Genomic DNA, 17268 nt, shown 5'->3' with positions numbered 1-17268 from the left:
ATGAAAAAAGACTAGCTCTTAATAAAAAGAGCTAATCTCATTACGCCGTTATTTTTTCTTCTTTTTTTACAACGACAGCCACATAACTATGAAGTATCATTCCAATAATAACGAGACTCATACCAATCCAAGATAATGATGATGGAATTGGTGCAGATAACCAGATCAACTCTCCTACTAGCGCAAATAAAACTTCACCAGACTGCGTCGCTTCCACTGTTGCTAATTTTTGCGGATCATCTTTCACAAGATCTGTTGCAAAGAAAAATAATACTGTCGCGATTAACCCAGAGCTAACTGCTACAATAAAACATTGAAAAACTTGGCTACTTGACGGTAATCCGCCTGTTGATACTTCGTAACCAGATAATAAAAACCAAAATGGTAAACTTGCTAATGTCATACCGAGTACTCGCTGAAATACATCTAATTCCCCTTTACAAACTTGCATCATTTTTCTATTTCCAAGAGGATACGCAAATGCTGCAATAAGTACAGGAACTACACATAAAACGGTTTCACGAATACCTAATGAAGAAGCATGTTCTACTTGCATGAGAACGACACCGAATAAAATAATGCCCGACATTACTAATTCCTTCATCGGAAGTTTTTTATGTAGTGAATCCACCGCAAAAAATGGTGTTAACAAAATCCCTGCAACGATTGTAATTTGCCATGTTGATGCAACGAGCCAACCTGGTCCGAACGCTCCAGCAAAACTAAGCGGTGCATAAAAGAGACCAAATCCAACGATACTCCACACTAACCATTCTTTCGGATTGTTTTTCATATATTGAAAGAGTTGCTTTAAGTTCCCTCTATACATAACAATAAGTAATAGCATTGGAACCATAAAATAATACCGTAATGATGCACTCCAAATCCAGCTTCCACCTTCTAAGTCCATTGCCCTGTTTAAAACAAAAGTAAAGGCAAAGAAAAATGATGCCAGTATCCCTATAACAATTGCTTTCATTGTAAAACCCCTTGTATTTAATTTTTTATCTCTATGACATATATTTTAGTATACGCGATGAAAAATCTACATTCAAACTTACATTTCACTTTAGGATGATGAAGGAATTGTAGTAGATTTACATGGGAATAAAGTGCATTGGTATGAAATCGAGGCCATTACATGTCAAAATTTTCAACGGTCAAAATCTACTTTAATCTCGCCCCACTATACTTACCATGAAAATATACGCATCCGCTATAAAAGATGGCTACCAACTATTGCACATTCAATTTACTGGTTTTCTATTGAGAAACCAAAAGATTATCATAAAAATTTAATGATAGCTTGGGAAGAAAAGCGAACGAATAAAAACAAATGCCTCCTTTAATTATTATTTAGGGGCGTTCGTTCATTAAAAAATTAAAGAATATGTAGTTTATATTCTCTGTATAATTTCCTCAATCGACTTATATGAGCTTGATGATACCGATTATGATCTGCTATATGCCATATTCCCCATCTTATTGTCGCAGTTTCGCCTTTTTCATACAAAACTTCCTCTCTTAAAAGAACAACACCATATGTTCATCATCACTATACACACCATTCATTTTTATAGCCCTTTTTTCAATTCCGTATGTTTTAAATCCCATTGATTCATATAATCGTTTGGCTGGTTCGTTCGTTGACACAACCCCTAAATTCAATTGCTCTAGCTTCATCTCTTTTGCCCTTTCAATTGCTTTACGTATTAAATCACGTGCAAGACCACTTCTTCGATTTTCAGTATCTACATACATTGCAACGATATGTCCTTTATGCTTATATGCGTCTTTTTCTTCTGTTAATAAAGTAACAACCCCAACTAAACGATTTTCATTATTAAAAGCACCAAATGTAAAACTACTGTTGGATGAAAGATTACTAGCAACTCGTTCAAGAGGGTTTTCTTGACGTACTGCTTCTTCATAAGTCGTTATAAATGCTTCTGGATTTACTTGTAGTGCTTGTAAACGCAACTCCCAATATTTTTTTGCATCCGCTTTTGTAAGTAATCGAATCATTTTATTTTCCCCTTTTTAATTTACATAATATTTTTATAGGTTATTATTTTTTGATTCATACTCTTCTTTTAATATACTGTAACGATAGCGATGAATGAACTTTCCCTGTCTCAATCGATCATTTCTCATTAACCCTTCGCATACAAATCCGGCACTTTCATAACTCTTTTTAGCTTTTGTATTATCTTCATCTACACGTAACCAAATTTTCTCCAATTCAAACTGAGAAAAACCTATTTGTAACATGCTGTTTAGAGCTGCCATTCCAAATCCTTTACCCCAATAGTCTTTATTTCCAATCGCAATTCCTAGTTCAGCATTTTTATTTGTTTTATCAAAATTTTTAAGGTCTACCCATCCAATATGTATACCTGTCTCAGTAACGATTGCCCTTTGTTCATAACCATTTTTTCGGCTTATACAAGCTTCAATCCAGTTTCTCGTATCTCCACGAGTGAACGGAGGATATTGATCTGGTACAACTAAATGCTTTGTTACATCTCTATCTAATGACCATTGATAGCGATCTTCTACATCATCTAGTGTCAATTCTCTTAATTGAACATATGGTACATTCATTTTTTTCTCCTCTCTTTATTTACCAATAGAAAATCCTTCGAACACTCTTCCACCATACTGTTCTAACGTCTTTTCTATAAAATGAATTAATTCATTTTTCCCTCCCGTTTTATAAAAATGATCAAAAGCGGCTACAAATTTGTTTGCATATTGCTCATCATATCTTTTTAGCACTCTAATAAACCATTTTGAACTCCCAAGCCACTTACCATTTACTCTTAATACATATTCATGTACTAAATCGGCTAATAAATTAGCGATAAACAATTCTTCTTCTCTTTTTGTTGCACCAATAAAGTCATCTAAAGTATCCGTAATAAAATATCGCTTCTGCTTAATCGTTTCTTCGGTCCATTTAGCCGGTCCTTTATGTAGTAAATCATTCGCTTCTTTTTTTAATTTCTCAACAATTTCCTGTTCCCCTTTTAAGGCAATCCCTTCTGAAACTAATTGTGGTAACGACGGTCTCCCTCGATCACAATCCATTTTGAAAAAGGTTTTATATGTTTCGAAATTATGAACAAACACCTCAACAGGCCATCCATTACTATAGAAAGATTCTCTATAGCAAGAAGTTAAACTTTGATCGACTATTACAATGTCAAGGTCAGATGTTTTCGTCGCTTCTCCTCGTGCAACGCTTCCGCCGAGTAAAGCTACATCACAATTCGGAAATTGTAATGTAATTATGTTTTGTGCTGCTTCAATTGGTTTCATAACCGATCCTCTTTTCTTATTTCACTTTCTTTTTTTCAGCTCTTTCTCTCGCTTTTTTTATATAGCTTTCTGCATCTGGTGTTTTACATGATGTTGCACCATGATCAACCTCTATTTTTCCAATTTCACTTGCAATTTCAATCGCTTGTCGCTCTAAGTCTTCATTACGAATTCCTATTGCGATTAAAGCACTATTCATCGCTTCTTTTTTTCTATTTTTTTCATTATGTATATTTTCTTTAATCTCTTCTAAGTACGGAGAGAAGAAATCATCATGTAACGTTTTATTTTTAATCGCTATATTTGCTAATAAAGACCAGCCAGCTCTTCCAATCCATTCATCATTAGACTTTGTCCACTCTTCCATTCTTTCTATTGCAATTGGCGAAGTACATATAGATGTCATAAGAACATCCATTAAACAGTAATAATCAACATCCTGAATCCAACTATTAAGCTGTTCTGTCGTTATTTTTTTCGGGTCTAAAATATAAGTTGCTAATGTCATTGCGTCCATATTTTTCGTTTCCCACAATTCAACTGCTAAATCGTGATCTTTTTTTATCTTCTTTTTTAACAATTTTAAATTCGCAAAACTAACTCCAAATAACGGCTCTTTCGCTCCGTGGTTTTTATACGTTTTTCGATTTTGTTCTGTTCCATATTCCTCTAGTTGCCGCATTACTTCCTCAAGTAACATATACCCACCTCTTTATCTTTTATGTTGACTGTATATATGTATGTACGATATATTCTACATTACTTTTTGGTTTTCCTATATTTATTTTTAAAATACGGTATGTGAAATTTTTAAACATTGCACAGCTATACCATCAAAAAACTATACATGTTAAACATACAGTTTTTTGATGGTATCAATTTTCCGTAGAATAAGATATAAACTACGAAAGAACTTTTAATGAGATGTGTATTTCCAACATGTTTAGAAAACTCTTTAAAATGGTTTACTATCATACTTTTATACCTCCTTCATAAATTATGTTTATTACATTTATTCTTAGCCAAAATCTTTCTACATTTTAATAACTCTCTCAATAAGATTTTCTTATATAAAAATCCCTACAAACACTGTAGGGATTTATGTCTAAATCATTTTGTTACACTCTATTTCATATGAAAATAGTTTCATTCAGATGCATTCATAAGCACAATTCTCCAACCGTCTGGATCCTCTATTGTGGTTCCTTTCTCTATCCAATATGGGTTTTCTGGTTCCACCTCATGATAACCCATATTACGTAATCGATTTACTATCTTTTCAATTTCATCTTTATTAGACATATAAAAAACTAGTAAATTATCTTTTGTCGGTGCCGGACATGGACTTCCATTAACATGTGTAGTAAACTCCAAATGATACTCTTCATCTGGTAAACCAAACATAACCCCGTCATATCCTTCATGATTGTGAAATTCCCCTATACGTTTTAATCCTAATCCTGTTTCATAAAAACTTATCACTTTTTCAAATTTATCTGTTGGTCTTGCAATTCTAAATTGAACCCAATTCTTCATGCAAATCTCCTCCTTTTTATTTTCCAAAGCTTTATTACTATATTCCCTTTAACATCCCTCATTAGGGTAAGCTTCCTAAGTTGAAAGAACTATTAGTTAATAAACAATAGGACTTTAGTATAAATTGCTATTTTGCATTTTTTCTAATGTTATCCATGACTGCCCAATTGGATTAACATACTGTCTTTCCTCATTACAAATTTTACAGCGAGAAGGTGCTTCTTCATTTTCGGGATACTATACTCCACATGTAGTGCAAATATAATTATTCATATTCCCACTCCTTTTTTCATGTAATTGTTTCTTTACCAATATTTTAATAAAAATCAAAAATATTCGAATCAATAATTGGAACGAAAACGAAGTGATACGAAAGTATGATTTGGTGATTGAAAGTTTAAATAATAAAGTTTAAATTCATCCTATTTTTCAAAACTGCAATTGATATAAAATCTTGCATACTTTTGAGTAAACTTTTTTACACTTGTAAAAAAGTTTTTTTGCATTTCCCTACCTATAATTGCTAATATAGTAGAGTAGAACTTTTATAGAGAGAAGGAAAATTATGCACAATGGAATTCGAATGACAACTTTAGTAAAAAGGGCTATGTTAGTTTGTGCGGGGGTATTATTCACATACGAAGTAGCTTTTGGATCAGTACATACTGCTCTAGCTAGTACAGAGGATGAAGCAAAATCTGTTCAACTTGTAAGTGAGATTCAAACATCTCTTGCTCCGAAAGAAGCTCCAAAACATTATAACGGGCAAGTTAGAAAAGTCGCTTATTTAACATTTGATGACGGTCCTGGAAAATACACAGCTGAGCTTTTAGATATGTTAAAGAAAGAAAATGCAAAAGCAACATTCTTCCTAATTGGTTCAAACGTAAAAGCTTTCCCTGATCTTGTAAAACGCGAAGATGCTGAAGGCCACTACGTTGGGATGCACAGTATGACTCATAACTACAAGAAACTTTACACTGAAGGTCATTACGTAGATGAAATGAAGGAAGACCAAGGCTTAATCGCTGGTGTTTTAGGTAAATCACCAGTATTAACTCGTCCATCTTACGGCTCTATGCCAGGATTAAACGAAGCTCTTCGCAACAAAGTTGTAGAAAATGGCTTAAAAGTTTGGGATTGGACAATTGATTCTTTAGACTGGAAATATAACAAAATGCAAGTTGATGCTGCATCTGCTAAAATTGTAGAAAACGTGTTACATGGTGCTACAAATCCAACAGAAGTTATCCTTATGCATGATATTCATCCACAATCAGTAAAAGCAGTTCCTGGAATTATTAAAGGACTGAAAGAAAAAGGATATGAATTAGAAGCATATAATGAGAACGAACACTTCCCATTAAACTTCTGGCATGATAATCGTATGTAATAAAAAGACTTGATTCCCTCTAGTAGGTTATCAAGTCTTTTTTATCGTTTTTAGAATTTCCTTATAGAGAAAACCTATACACGCTTGCACCATATCAATATTATACGTCCCTTCCCTTTTATCCAATAAAGTGAAACTTTAATCAGTGGGGGTTTTGTTCATCCCCCACTGATTATCAGCCCTCACCAATCGGGCTTTTACGGGCAGTTGATCCCCCACCTAACTTCTTCGCTTTCGCTGAATTTTGAGGTGGGGTCCTACTGCCCGTTACTGTGGGATAAATTTAACTTTGAAATATCACATGCTATCTTTAACCTAGTTTAAATAAGTAGATGTTATATAATCGTATTTATAGTGCAAACTGAAGAAGCTTGGAATCAATTAAAAAAAGAAACGCGATAAGTAAAAAACTACAAAAGCGACTTATTCAAAATAAAAGCATACATGTCAGAATACAGTCAAAAAAGGATTGAATATACAATTTCAATCCTTTTTTATATTATCAACACTTTAGCACATATTACTCTTAAGGAGTGATATGTATATGGATTTTCTTTCATCTGAATATTTGTCTGCCTTGCTTGCCATTATTGTCATCGATTTAGTGTTAGCCGGAGATAACGCCATCGTAATTGGGTTAGCAGCAAGAAGATTACCGAAAGACCAACAAAAGAAAGTTATCATTTGGGGAACCATTGGAGCAATCGCTATTAGAGCTCTCGCTACCTTAGTTGTCGTTTGGTTATTAAAAATACCTGGATTACTCCTAATTGGTGGTGTACTTCTTATTTGGATCGCTTACAAGCTGATCGCTGAGGGCAAAAATCATGATATTAAAGCCGAAGAAGGATTTTGGTCTGCTATTAAAACCATTATTATTGCTGATGCGTTAATGGGCATTGATAATGTACTAGCTGTTGCAGGAGCTGCCCATGGTAACTTTTCTTTAGTAATCATCGGATTATTAGTGTCTATTCCAGTAGTCGTATGGGGCAGTACATTGATTTTAAAATGGGTGGATCGTTTTCCTGTCATTATTACGATCGGAGCAGCCGTTTTAGCTTATACTGCCGCGAAAATGATTGTAGATGAGAAATGGTTCGCTGGATTTTTCGAAAGTAACCCTTTCGTTAAATGGGCATTTATCATTATTATCATCGTCGGTGTAGTTTTCTTCGGAAAGGCAAAACAAAAAGCAACAGCTGGTTCTGTCTCATAATGATGGTATATTTACAAATAAAAGGCGCTATTCATATGAATAGCGCCTTTTATTATTTATTTAGCTTCCCCTTCCGGAGTCGTTTTTACCTTCGTTTTGTTTTTATCGCGGTTGTTATAGTTATACTTCGAACGATCTACTGGAGTGAATCCTTCCGGTGTGTAGAATCGTAATAAGTCACCATTTACGACTTGGTCAGAGTATTTTAGTGAGTTTTGAACCATTTGTTCATTTTTCTTTATTTCATCTGTAAATTCTACAGGTTTTCCAGTAGTTGTATCATAGTATTTGCCGTTTAGTGCAGTAACTGTTGGGCTTACGTAGTTACCGTTACGGAACGCAACGACTTGTTTATGATCTGGTGATAATAAATCAGAACCGAATTGAACATAGTTTTTTGTATCTGTACCTAGTAAGTGTAATAGCGTTGGGAGAACGTCAATTTCACCACCGTATTGATGTTGTACGCCACCTTTCACTCCTGGTACACGAACGATTAATGGTACACGTTGTAACTGTGCATTTTCAAATGAGTTCATTTCTTTACCCATTACTTTTGACATTGCTGCGTTATGATTATCTGAAATACCGTAATGGTCTCCGTACATAACAATAATTGAGTTATCATATAAACCAGATTGTTTCAAGTAATCGATGAAGCCTTTTACAGATTCATCTAAATAGCGTGCTGTTTGGAAGTACGTATCTACTGATGAATCACCTGTTGTTGCTGGTTCAATCGTTGCTTCTGCCTTATCGATTGGATAAGGGAAATGGTTCGATAACGTAATAAACTTCGTATAGAACGGTTGTTTCAACGTTTGTAATAACGGAATAGATTCATTAAAGAACGGTTTATCTTTTAATCCGTAGTTTACTACATCTTTTTCATTCATATCGTAGTATGACGCATCAAAGAATTTATTAAAACCAAATGATTTATAAATATCGTCACGGTTCCAGAATGTTTTGTAGTTACCGTGGAATACTGCTGATGTGTATCCTTGTTGTCCTAAAATAGCTGGTGCTGATTGATACGTATTATGAGATTTCGTTGTAAAGACAGAACCTTGCGGTAAACCAAACATTGAATTCTCTAACATAAACTCCGCATCAGATGTTTTCCCTTGTCCTGTTTGATGGAAGAAGTTATCAAAATAAAGTGTATTCGCATCTTTTGTAAATGAGTTTAAGAACGGTGTAACTTCTTGACCATTTAATTTGTAATCAATTAAGAAGTTTTGGAATGACTCTAAATGAATGTAAATTACGTTCATTCCCTTTCCTTTACCGAAATACTCAGGGTTTGGACTTGCATAAGTTGATGTTAAATAATTTCGTACTTCTGTCATATTATCGCCATCAGCTAATGCTCGTTCTGTCGATGCTTTCGCACTTTGAATTCCATCATAAATTGTGTAGTTGTATGCACCTAAATATTTCACAATATAATTACGGTCAAACGTTCTTGTTAATAATTCAGGACGGTCAGACTCTGCAAGACCTAAGTTAACACTGAATAATAAAATACCTGCTACAAATACTAGAGATAATTTATGCTTCGCAACACGAATTGGTTTTGGATTTGCAAATTTTGTTGCGACTAACACAATTAATATAATCGTGTCTAAGAAGTATAATGGATCATAAAGATGTAGCAACGCAAGAATACTACCACCTAAATCTCCAAAGTTATTCGTTTGTGTTAATGTCGGGAACGTAATAAAGTCACTGAAAAAGCGATAGTATACTACGTTTGCGTATAAAAGAATCGACAATAACAAATTAATGATAATTAACCAAATATAAGATCGTTTCCCTTTTGCAAATAATGCAAGTCCTAAAAATAGAACTGCTGAACTAAGCGGGTTAAAAAACAGCAAGAATTTTTGAATTGTGTTTGAAATTCCTAAATTGAATTCCGTTACATAAGCTGCATATGTTTTGAGCCACAATAAAATAACGGCAAACAGAAAGAATCCAAAATGATTGCTTAACACACTTTTGCTCTTTAATAAGAACTGTTTCATTTCTCCACCTCTTTTGATCATCCAAGGCTTATTTTTTATAAGTCTGTCTCTCTATTCAAATTTTCTTCTTCAAATAGATTATCTTTATTTAACTATATGAAGAATATTAGTAATTATAATTTGAAGCTAGTATTTATTCAACTATTTCTTTCTAGACATTTTGACCTTGGTTTCTATTTAACAAAATAAATTTGTAACATTTCCTGTTTTCTCCCAAGATTCATCCACTAATTATGACACCCCATACTATATACCTTTATAAACTCATTCGCAAACTATTCTATCTCCAAATTTGGTACATATTTCACATGACAAAATAATACGATTTGATTATATTACTCCACTTACATTTCCCTTCTTCAACTAACTCTTTAAATCTTAAAGTCATTACATCCCTTCATACATGAAAAAATTCTCCTGTTCATTAATATTATATTTGAATAATTATTCATTTGACCGACCAGCGATGTTACGTTTTCTCGACAAAAAAACTCGCTCTAAAAAGAGCGAGTTTTTCATTATATATTATTGACCTTTGTACATTGCATCTACTTGTTTTTGAAGTTCCTCATTTTCTAAGAACTCATCATAAGTAGCCTCTTTATCGATTACACCGTTTGGTGTTACTTCGATAATGCGGTTTGCAATTGTTTGCACGAACTGATGGTCATGAGATGTGAATAAGATTGTACCTTTGAATGCAATTAAACCGTTGTTTAATGCTGTGATTGACTCAAGGTCTAAGTGGTTCGTTGGATCGTCAAGTGTGATTACGTTCGCACCACTTAACATCATTTTAGATAACATACAACGAACTTTTTCGCCTCCAGATAATACAGAAACGTTCTTCTTAACTTCTTCACCTGAGAATAACATACGGCCTAAGAAACCACGTAAGAAGCTTTCAGACTCATCTTGTGGAGAGAATTGACGTAACCATTCAACTAAGTTGTAATCACTGTTCTCAAAGTACTTAGAGTTATCTCTTGGGAAGTAAGATTGAGAGGTTGTAACACCCCATTTGAATGAACCGCTATCCGGCTCCATTTCACCCATAAGAATTTTAAATAATGTTGTCATCGCAATATCGTTACGGCCGATAAATGCAACTTTATCACCTTTATTTAAAGTGAAGTACACATTATCTAACACTTTTTCACCATCAATTGTTTTAGACAGACCTTCAACAGTTAATAAGTCATTTCCTACTTCACGCTCAGGTGTGAAGCCAACGAATGGGTAACGACGTGATGACGGTCTAATATCATCTAATGTAATTTTGTCTAATAATTTTTTACGAGAAGTTGCTTGTTTCGCTTTAGAAGCGTTTGAACTAAAGCGTGCAATGAAGTTTTGTAACTCTTTTACTTTCTCTTCTTTTTTCTTATTAGCATCTTGTGTTAATTTTAAAGCTAATTGGCTTGACTCATACCAGAAGTCATAGTTACCAACATAAAGTTGAATTTTACCGAAATCAAGGTCAGCCATGTGCGTACATACTTTATTTAAGAAGTGACGGTCATGGGATACTACGATAACTGTGTTTTCAAAGTTCATTAAGAAGTTTTCTAACCATTGAATCGCTTTTAAGTCCAAGTGGTTGGTAGGCTCATCTAATAATAGAATGTCAGGTTGACCGAATAAAGCTTGAGCAAGTAATACTTTTACTTTCTCTGCCCCAGTTAATTCTGACAATTTCTTATCATGAAGGTCTTCACCAATACCTAAACCTTTAAGAAGAATTGCAGCTTCTGACTCAGCTTCCCAACCGTTAAGCTCAGCGAACTCACCTTCAAGTTCAGCAGCGCGCATTCCATCTTCATCACTAAAGTCTTCTTTCATGTAAATAGCATTTTTCTCTTGCATTACTTTGTAAAGTTGCGTGTGACCCATAATTACTGTTTCTAATACTGGGAACTCTTCATATTCGAAGTGGTTCTGTTTTAATACTGCTAGACGCTCACCTGGCGTAATATGTATGTCACCTGTTGATGGTTCAATTTCTCCAGATAAAATCTTTAGGAATGTAGATTTACCAGCACCGTTTGCTCCGATTAAACCGTAGCAGTTACCTGGCGTGAATTTTATGTTAACATCTTCAAATAATTTGCGATCCGCGAAACGCAAACTAACGTTACTTACTGTAATCATTTGTGTCCTCCTACTAATACCGCTTATTTCAGCGTTTTCTCACCGATTGTCTTAAAAAATCGCATATTACGACTCAATTATTGTAGACTATAGCTATTATATAGTAGAAGCTGGATGAATAGCAACGGTTGATTACCTTTCTACAATGAAATCGGATAGTTTTTGTCCATTCCCCTAGCTATTGTATGTGTATCATCGACCTCTTTCTCATATAACCTTTCACTGCTCATTCTGTAATATATCGGATTCATTTTCATCTGAAATATTATATACCGAAAAAACTGTAGAGAAATCATTCCCTACAGTCTCTTCTTATTTCGTATTTATTATTTTCTCTTTGTAACTCTTCATTTTACTCGTTAACCCTATTAACGCCGGTAATAATATCGGCATCACAATTAAAGCTAATAGAAGAAGTGCAACGCCAACTACTGATGCAACTTGTATAAGTGTTAATACACCTGATGGAATTAATGCTGCAAATGTCCCGCCTAAAATTAGCGCCGCTGATAATACAACTCCTCCTATATGACGAGATGCAGTTACAATTTTCGTTACCGAATCCCCTTCTATCTCGTTATAGCGCATCATTACGAAAATACTATAATCCACTCCTAAAGCGACAATCATAATGAAGCTAAAGAATGGAACATTCCAGCTTAATGAATCTACATGTAATACATGTGCACTAATTTGTTCGCTTATACCGAGTGATGCGAAGTACGCTAATAGTAATGAGCCAATAATAAATATTGTGTTTAGTAATGAGCGTGTAATTACGATTAATACAATCGCAATTCCAATTAACATAATTGTAGCTGTACGTAAGAAATCTTGCCCTGTTACTTCTTTTAAATCAACGTTTCTAGCTGTTGTTCCGCCAATTGCTGTTTTCGCATCATGTAATTCCGTTCCCTTTACAGTGCCATCGATTGTTTTATTGATTTCTTGAATAATTGGCATCGCTTCTTTTGAATACGGATTTACATCTAAAATGATAGTCATTTTAGCAATTTTTCTATCCTGTGACATGTACGTGTTCAATGCTTTTTGGAAATCCTCTCCCTCTAGCACTTCTTTTGGAATATAAAACTTCTCAGAGCTCTTCGATTCATTGAGCTCCCCTAAATATTTTTGTGCGTCATGCAGGCCATTACTTACTTTTCCAAGCCCTTCTGTACTTTTAGATAAACCGGATTGTAATTGCCCCATCTTTTCTTGCAGGTCTTTAAGGCCCGTTAAAAGTTGTCCTTGCCCATCGTTTATTTTCGTTAATCCAGATTGTAACTCAACTGATTTATTTGCAATTTGTTTTGAACCTGAAGAACCTTCATTTAATCCATTTTTAAGATCGGCTGCTCCCTTTTGTAACTTATTAACTCCATTGCTCATTTCTTTTAAGCCGTTATCCACTTTCAGTAACGATTGATTCGCTTCTTTAAATGAACTCATCGCCGTTTTGTGCTGCGTTGCTAATTGATTTAATTCATTTGAAAGTACGCTTAATTTCTTTTGAGCCTCTTTAGCAATTCCTATCGTTTGTTGTATGTTTGGATCATTCGCTAATTCTGGTTTCGTTTGAACGAAATTGGTCATTAACATTTCAATTTGTTCATATCCCTTTTTCGCACCATCAATCGCTTGAGAAATACTTCCGAAGTATTGATCGTAAGAGTTTAAACCTTTTTCTAACTGTGCATAACCAGCATGCAGCTGCGACGTTGCATTAGATAGAACATTTATATTTTCGTTTACTGAAGCTAAACCACTCTCAATTTGCTGTGCTCCTTGTGCACCGTCGTTTATGCCATTTGATAATTGATGTAAAGCTGTTCCTAATGCTGATACCCCGTTTTTCGCCTCGTTCGTTCCATCAATTAATTTTTGAACATTCGCAAGACTATTTGAATCATTACTTCCCATTTTATTTTTCGCATCTGTTAATCCATCATTAATTTCCTTTATGCCACCATCGGCATCTCCTAATCCTGTATTCAATTCTCCCGCTTGCTTATTTAAATATAATTCTTTTATCTTCTCACCAGTTGGACGTGTTGGTGCATATACTTCTGACACACCTTTAACTTTCGAAATTTTATCAGTTAATTCGTCTACAATTTGTAGAGAAGTTCCTTCATCCAGCTTTTTATCAGATTGAATGACTAATGTACTCGGTGAAGAGAAACCAGGCGGAAAATGATCCTCTATTACGTTAATACCCATCTTGGATTCATACTTATTATCCACTTCAAATAAATCATTGTAATTAAGTGTATTAGAGTATTTTAATACGAAAGGAATCGATATTACGAATACGATGATTAAAGCGACAAATGGCCTTGCTACTGAGTTTTTCGCAAAGAATCCCCATAAGCGACTATCCTCATGACCTTTAAATGTTTTAACTGGATAAAACATTCCTTTTCCTAAAAGCACCATGAAAAATGGATTTAAAGTCGTTAATACGAGTAATAATACTAAAACACCAATTGCTACCGCTGAAGTAGATTGATATAATTTAAAACTTGCTAAAGCAAGTGATGCAAAACCAATTAGCACCGCTATTCCGCTATATAATACAGTTTTACCTGCTGATTTAAATGTTTCTTTTGTAGCTAAAAATGCATTTTCTTGTTTACTTAATTCTTCTTTAAACCTCGTATATAATAAAATGTTATAATCTGTTCCTACCCCAAACAGGACGACGACTACGAACACTTGTGTAAAGTTTGAGAATGGAAAATTAAATTGATCTACAAGCTGGGCAATAATCCCCATTGAAACTAAATACGATATACCAACTGTAAGAAGAGAAACAATTGGAACAACTGGTGAACGGAATACGAGGATTAATACTACAAGAATGAAAATGATTGAAATAACTTCTGTCTTTTTCACTCCCTCTTGAGAGGATTTAAGAAAATCACCCGCTATTAAGTCACTTCCTGTTAAATACGTTTTTACCCCTTTCGTTTGCACTTTTTCATGAAGATTATTTGAAACTTTTGATATTTCACCATGTTTTTTATCTATCGATATTTGCGTTAAAATAGTCGTATTATCTTTAGAAACTAATTGTTTCTCCAAGTCTTTATTGTCTAAATGTGAAACAACTTCCTTAATTCCTAATTGCTCTTTTTCATTTTGCAGGGCGTTGATTGTTTTTGTTATTTCCTTTTTTTGTTCATCTATTAAAGCTGCCTTATTGCCACTATTAAAAACAGCTATAATTTCATACTTTTCAACCCCTTCTTTATCCATCTCTTTCATCATCTTGTCAGCAATACTGCTTTGCTTTGTATTAGGGATTGTAATTTTCCCTTTTTCTTTCACTAATTTATCCATATTAGGCATCGTTACGACCATTGTAATAGTAATAACTATCCATAATAGAAAAGATAAACTTCTCCAACTTTTTAACTTGCTCATTTGAATCATCTCCCATTTTGAAAGTTTCACGTTAGTAACGGAATGAACGTTCATTCCTATTATTCTATTACGTTATTTTGTAAATTCTATTAAACTAGTCTTTCCGGAATGAATGTTCATTCCCTTAGTTACACAAATATCCTTTCCTGCTCTCATTTTTTTAATCTATTTAGGAATGAATATTCATTCCTGTACTTATAAAGCTATAGAATCAAATGATTCTAATAGCGTTCCAAGAGCTTTCTTCTAATTCTTTTACTAACTCTTTCGAGTATTCTAATTGCCCTGTTGCAATTACTTTCGTTAATTTTTCTAGCGGTTGATATACAATAATAATTAAAGCAACTGGAGGCAATGGACGAAGAAAACCTTTTGCGATTCCATCTTCAATAATATTCATAAAGAAGCCTATAAAATCATCAAATATTTTCTTACTCTGTTCATCAAGAAAATAACTATCACAGTGAGAATTTGTAAATAAAAAAGCATCTACATTGTTTCTCGCAAATTCAAATAAACGGTTGTACGTATGACTAAACTGTTCACGAATATTTGCTTCAACAGGAAAATCCGTTTTTATTATTTCAGAAAGCTCTAACATACTTTTTGAAAATAATGAGTTAACAAGTGCCTCTTTATTTTCAAAATAGCGATAAATAGTACCCGCACCGACTTTTGCCTTTTCAGCGATCATTGGAATTGTCGTACCATCGTAACCACGCTCTGCAAAAAGTTGCATCGCAGCATCAAAAATATCCTCTTGTTTGTTTTTAGCCATTTTTTCCACCTCTATTTTCAGGAATGAAAATTCATTCCGTTTTTAATTATAAATTACAGGGAATAAAAGTCAAGTGCGTGACAACGTATAGTTGCGATTCTATTCTCTTGTATGTGAATAAAATTATATCAGCGATTTTCAGGATATATCAACTTACCGACAAAAATTAATACGATGAGATGGAGCTATCCCAAAATTTTGTTCGAAACAACTCCATCTTATATGCAAATTAAAAGAAATCATAAATAAACGGCTTGCGCACTGGTACTACATTCTCAAATGCCCGTATTTCCTCTTCGCTTCCGCTAATTAATTCTAATTCATTTAGTTCTAATGGGCGTTTGTATCCAAGCAGTATTGTAGATAGTGCATTTATATCTAGCTTGATCCCTTTATCCATTGGTTCTTCTATAATTGCTATTTCATAATTTGCAAGTCTCACCGATACATTATTCCACGGTGCAAATGAATCTGTAATATGTAAAATGACTTCTTGTTGTACATTGTTCCAGTTTAACTCATACTGTTTTAAGAACTGCTCTACATCTACAATTCTTCCCATAAAATATGGTTTTATTTCTGTTTTCACACGTGGTTCTTGCAATGTATATAACAACTGTTCGTTTTCACTTACTTTCATTTCAAGCTCTTTAATCATAGAATCATGCTGGCAAATAAAATTCCATAGACCATTTCGTGCTTCATTATGCAGTGGTACAAATTCTTCTACTGTCATTTTATAGTTTTCTATTTTGTATAACATGTAACCTGCTGCCTTTTTATTTTCATCATAGTAAATCGCTAATGTTAAATCATCATAAACCGCTTGTAACCACCAGTTCTTCTCTCGAACTAACATACATGAAAAACGTTCTGCAAATGCTTCATAGAGCTTCTCGACTTCTTTTGGATGATTTTCTTTATTAAAACGTTTCACAGTACCATTTACTTGTTTTTTCATCACTAAATCGCTCTTACTTATATGACATTTGAGTAGATTCGCACAAAGTTCCCAGCCGTATTTACGGTAAAATGAAACAGCAAATGGGTGTAACATAGAGACTGTATAGCCATCTTTTTTCATTCTTTGAAGTGAATGTTGAAGTAGCTCTTTTACATACCCACTTCTTCTGTACTCTGGATACGTCGCTACTCCTGCAACGCCACCCATTTTAAATTTTTCTTTACCTATGTAAATATGAAACGGGATGAGGTGTAGTTTTGCAGCTAAGTCTTTCCCTTCCATAATGCCGTATATTTCATGACTTTCCTTCATTTTTGTAAGTTGCTGCTGTAATCGTTCCTCATCTACTTTATATTGAAAAGCGTATTCTGATAAACGTAATGCTTCTCTGAATTTATCTTCTTTTAATTGTATGACATTCACATAATTCTCCTCCATTCCCTTTTT

12 protein-coding genes and 2 pseudogenes are annotated in these 17268 nt (G+C 34.0%); 2 read left to right on the top strand and 12 right to left on the bottom strand.

Annotated elements, in window-relative coordinates; all coding sequences use genetic code 11:
• Positions 1 to 40 precede the first annotated feature (40 nt).
• The 7 genes and pseudogenes from ACTFP3_RS19780 to ACTFP3_RS19750 all read right to left on the bottom strand — a co-directional run bounded on the left by ACTFP3_RS19780 (position 41) and on the right by ACTFP3_RS19750 (position 4857).
• Positions 41 to 979 (bottom strand): multidrug resistance efflux transporter family protein, encoded by a 939-nt coding sequence (locus ACTFP3_RS19780; RefSeq protein ID WP_326036636.1) that lies wholly within the window; start codon positions 977 to 979, stop codon positions 41 to 43.
• Between the two features lie 402 nt (positions 980 to 1381).
• Positions 1382 to 1528, bottom strand: a pseudogene (locus ACTFP3_RS19775) (DinB family protein); the annotation flags it as partial.
• Positions 1525 to 2025 carry a GNAT family N-acetyltransferase gene (locus ACTFP3_RS19770; RefSeq protein WP_000620314.1) on the bottom strand — a complete coding sequence of 167 codons (501 nt, stop codon included), beginning with the start codon at positions 2023 to 2025 and terminating at the stop codon, positions 1525 to 1527. The pseudogene ACTFP3_RS19775 and the gene ACTFP3_RS19770, both read right to left, overlap by 4 nt.
• 33 nt (positions 2026 to 2058) lie before the next feature.
• Positions 2059 to 2604 carry a GNAT family N-acetyltransferase gene (locus ACTFP3_RS19765; protein WP_001102498.1) on the bottom strand — a complete coding sequence of 182 codons (546 nt, stop codon included), beginning with the start codon at positions 2602 to 2604 and terminating at the stop codon, positions 2059 to 2061.
• A pseudogene (locus ACTFP3_RS19760) lies at positions 2561 to 3321 on the bottom strand (nucleotidyltransferase domain-containing protein). Before ACTFP3_RS19760 ends, ACTFP3_RS19765 begins: the two are co-directional and overlap by 44 nt.
• A gap of 16 nt (positions 3322 to 3337) precedes the next feature.
• Positions 3338 to 4021 carry a DNA alkylation repair protein gene (locus ACTFP3_RS19755; RefSeq protein WP_000923471.1) on the bottom strand — a complete coding sequence of 228 codons (684 nt, stop codon included), beginning with the start codon at positions 4019 to 4021 and terminating at the stop codon, positions 3338 to 3340.
• Between the two features lie 446 nt (positions 4022 to 4467).
• The gene (locus tag ACTFP3_RS19750; protein WP_440011041.1) at positions 4468 to 4857 is read right to left on the bottom strand and encodes a VOC family protein; all 390 of its coding nucleotides are present in this window, start codon (positions 4855 to 4857) and stop codon (positions 4468 to 4470) included.
• A gap of 565 nt (positions 4858 to 5422) precedes the next feature.
• Between ACTFP3_RS19750 and ACTFP3_RS19745 the strand changes: the two genes are divergently transcribed.
• Positions 5423 to 6250 carry a peptidoglycan-N-acetylglucosamine deacetylase gene (locus ACTFP3_RS19745; RefSeq protein WP_000551452.1) on the top strand — a complete coding sequence of 276 codons (828 nt, stop codon included), beginning with the start codon at positions 5423 to 5425 and terminating at the stop codon, positions 6248 to 6250.
• Positions 6251 to 6794: 544 nt separating this feature from the next.
• The gene (locus ACTFP3_RS19740; RefSeq protein WP_000346955.1) at positions 6795 to 7469 is read left to right on the top strand and encodes a TerC family protein; all 675 of its coding nucleotides are present in this window, start codon (positions 6795 to 6797) and stop codon (positions 7467 to 7469) included.
• A 56-nt stretch (positions 7470 to 7525) separates the two neighbouring features.
• On the opposite strand, the gene ACTFP3_RS19735 is transcribed toward ACTFP3_RS19740, so the two are convergent.
• The 5 genes from ACTFP3_RS19735 to ACTFP3_RS19715 all read right to left on the bottom strand — a co-directional run bounded on the left by ACTFP3_RS19735 (position 7526) and on the right by ACTFP3_RS19715 (position 17244).
• Positions 7526 to 9499, bottom strand: a complete 1974-nt coding sequence (locus tag ACTFP3_RS19735; protein ID WP_000808770.1) for an LTA synthase family protein — start codon at positions 9497 to 9499, stop codon at positions 7526 to 7528.
• Positions 9500 to 10024: 525 nt separating this feature from the next.
• A complete protein-coding gene (locus tag ACTFP3_RS19730; RefSeq protein WP_000633864.1) occupies positions 10025 to 11650 on the bottom strand; it encodes an ABC-F family ATP-binding cassette domain-containing protein in 1626 nt (541 codons plus the stop codon).
• A gap of 312 nt (positions 11651 to 11962) precedes the next feature.
• Positions 11963 to 15079 carry an MMPL family transporter gene (locus ACTFP3_RS19725; protein ID WP_440011039.1) on the bottom strand — a complete coding sequence of 1039 codons (3117 nt, stop codon included), beginning with the start codon at positions 15077 to 15079 and terminating at the stop codon, positions 11963 to 11965.
• A 211-nt stretch (positions 15080 to 15290) separates the two neighbouring features.
• Positions 15291 to 15857, bottom strand: a complete 567-nt coding sequence (locus tag ACTFP3_RS19720; protein ID WP_001107299.1) for a TetR/AcrR family transcriptional regulator — start codon at positions 15855 to 15857, stop codon at positions 15291 to 15293.
• Positions 15858 to 16086: 229 nt separating this feature from the next.
• Positions 16087 to 17244, bottom strand: a complete 1158-nt coding sequence (locus tag ACTFP3_RS19715; RefSeq protein WP_001100925.1) for a GNAT family N-acetyltransferase — start codon at positions 17242 to 17244, stop codon at positions 16087 to 16089.
• Positions 17245 to 17268: the final 24 nt, after the last annotated feature.

The sequence above is a fragment of the Bacillus cereus group sp. MYBK5-2 genome (assembly GCF_051915685.1).
GTDB lineage: Bacteria > Bacillota > Bacilli > Bacillales > Bacillaceae_G > Bacillus_A > Bacillus_A cereus.
The sequence above is the reverse complement of the archived record's forward strand: the minus strand, read 5'-3'. Positions and strand labels throughout refer to the sequence as shown.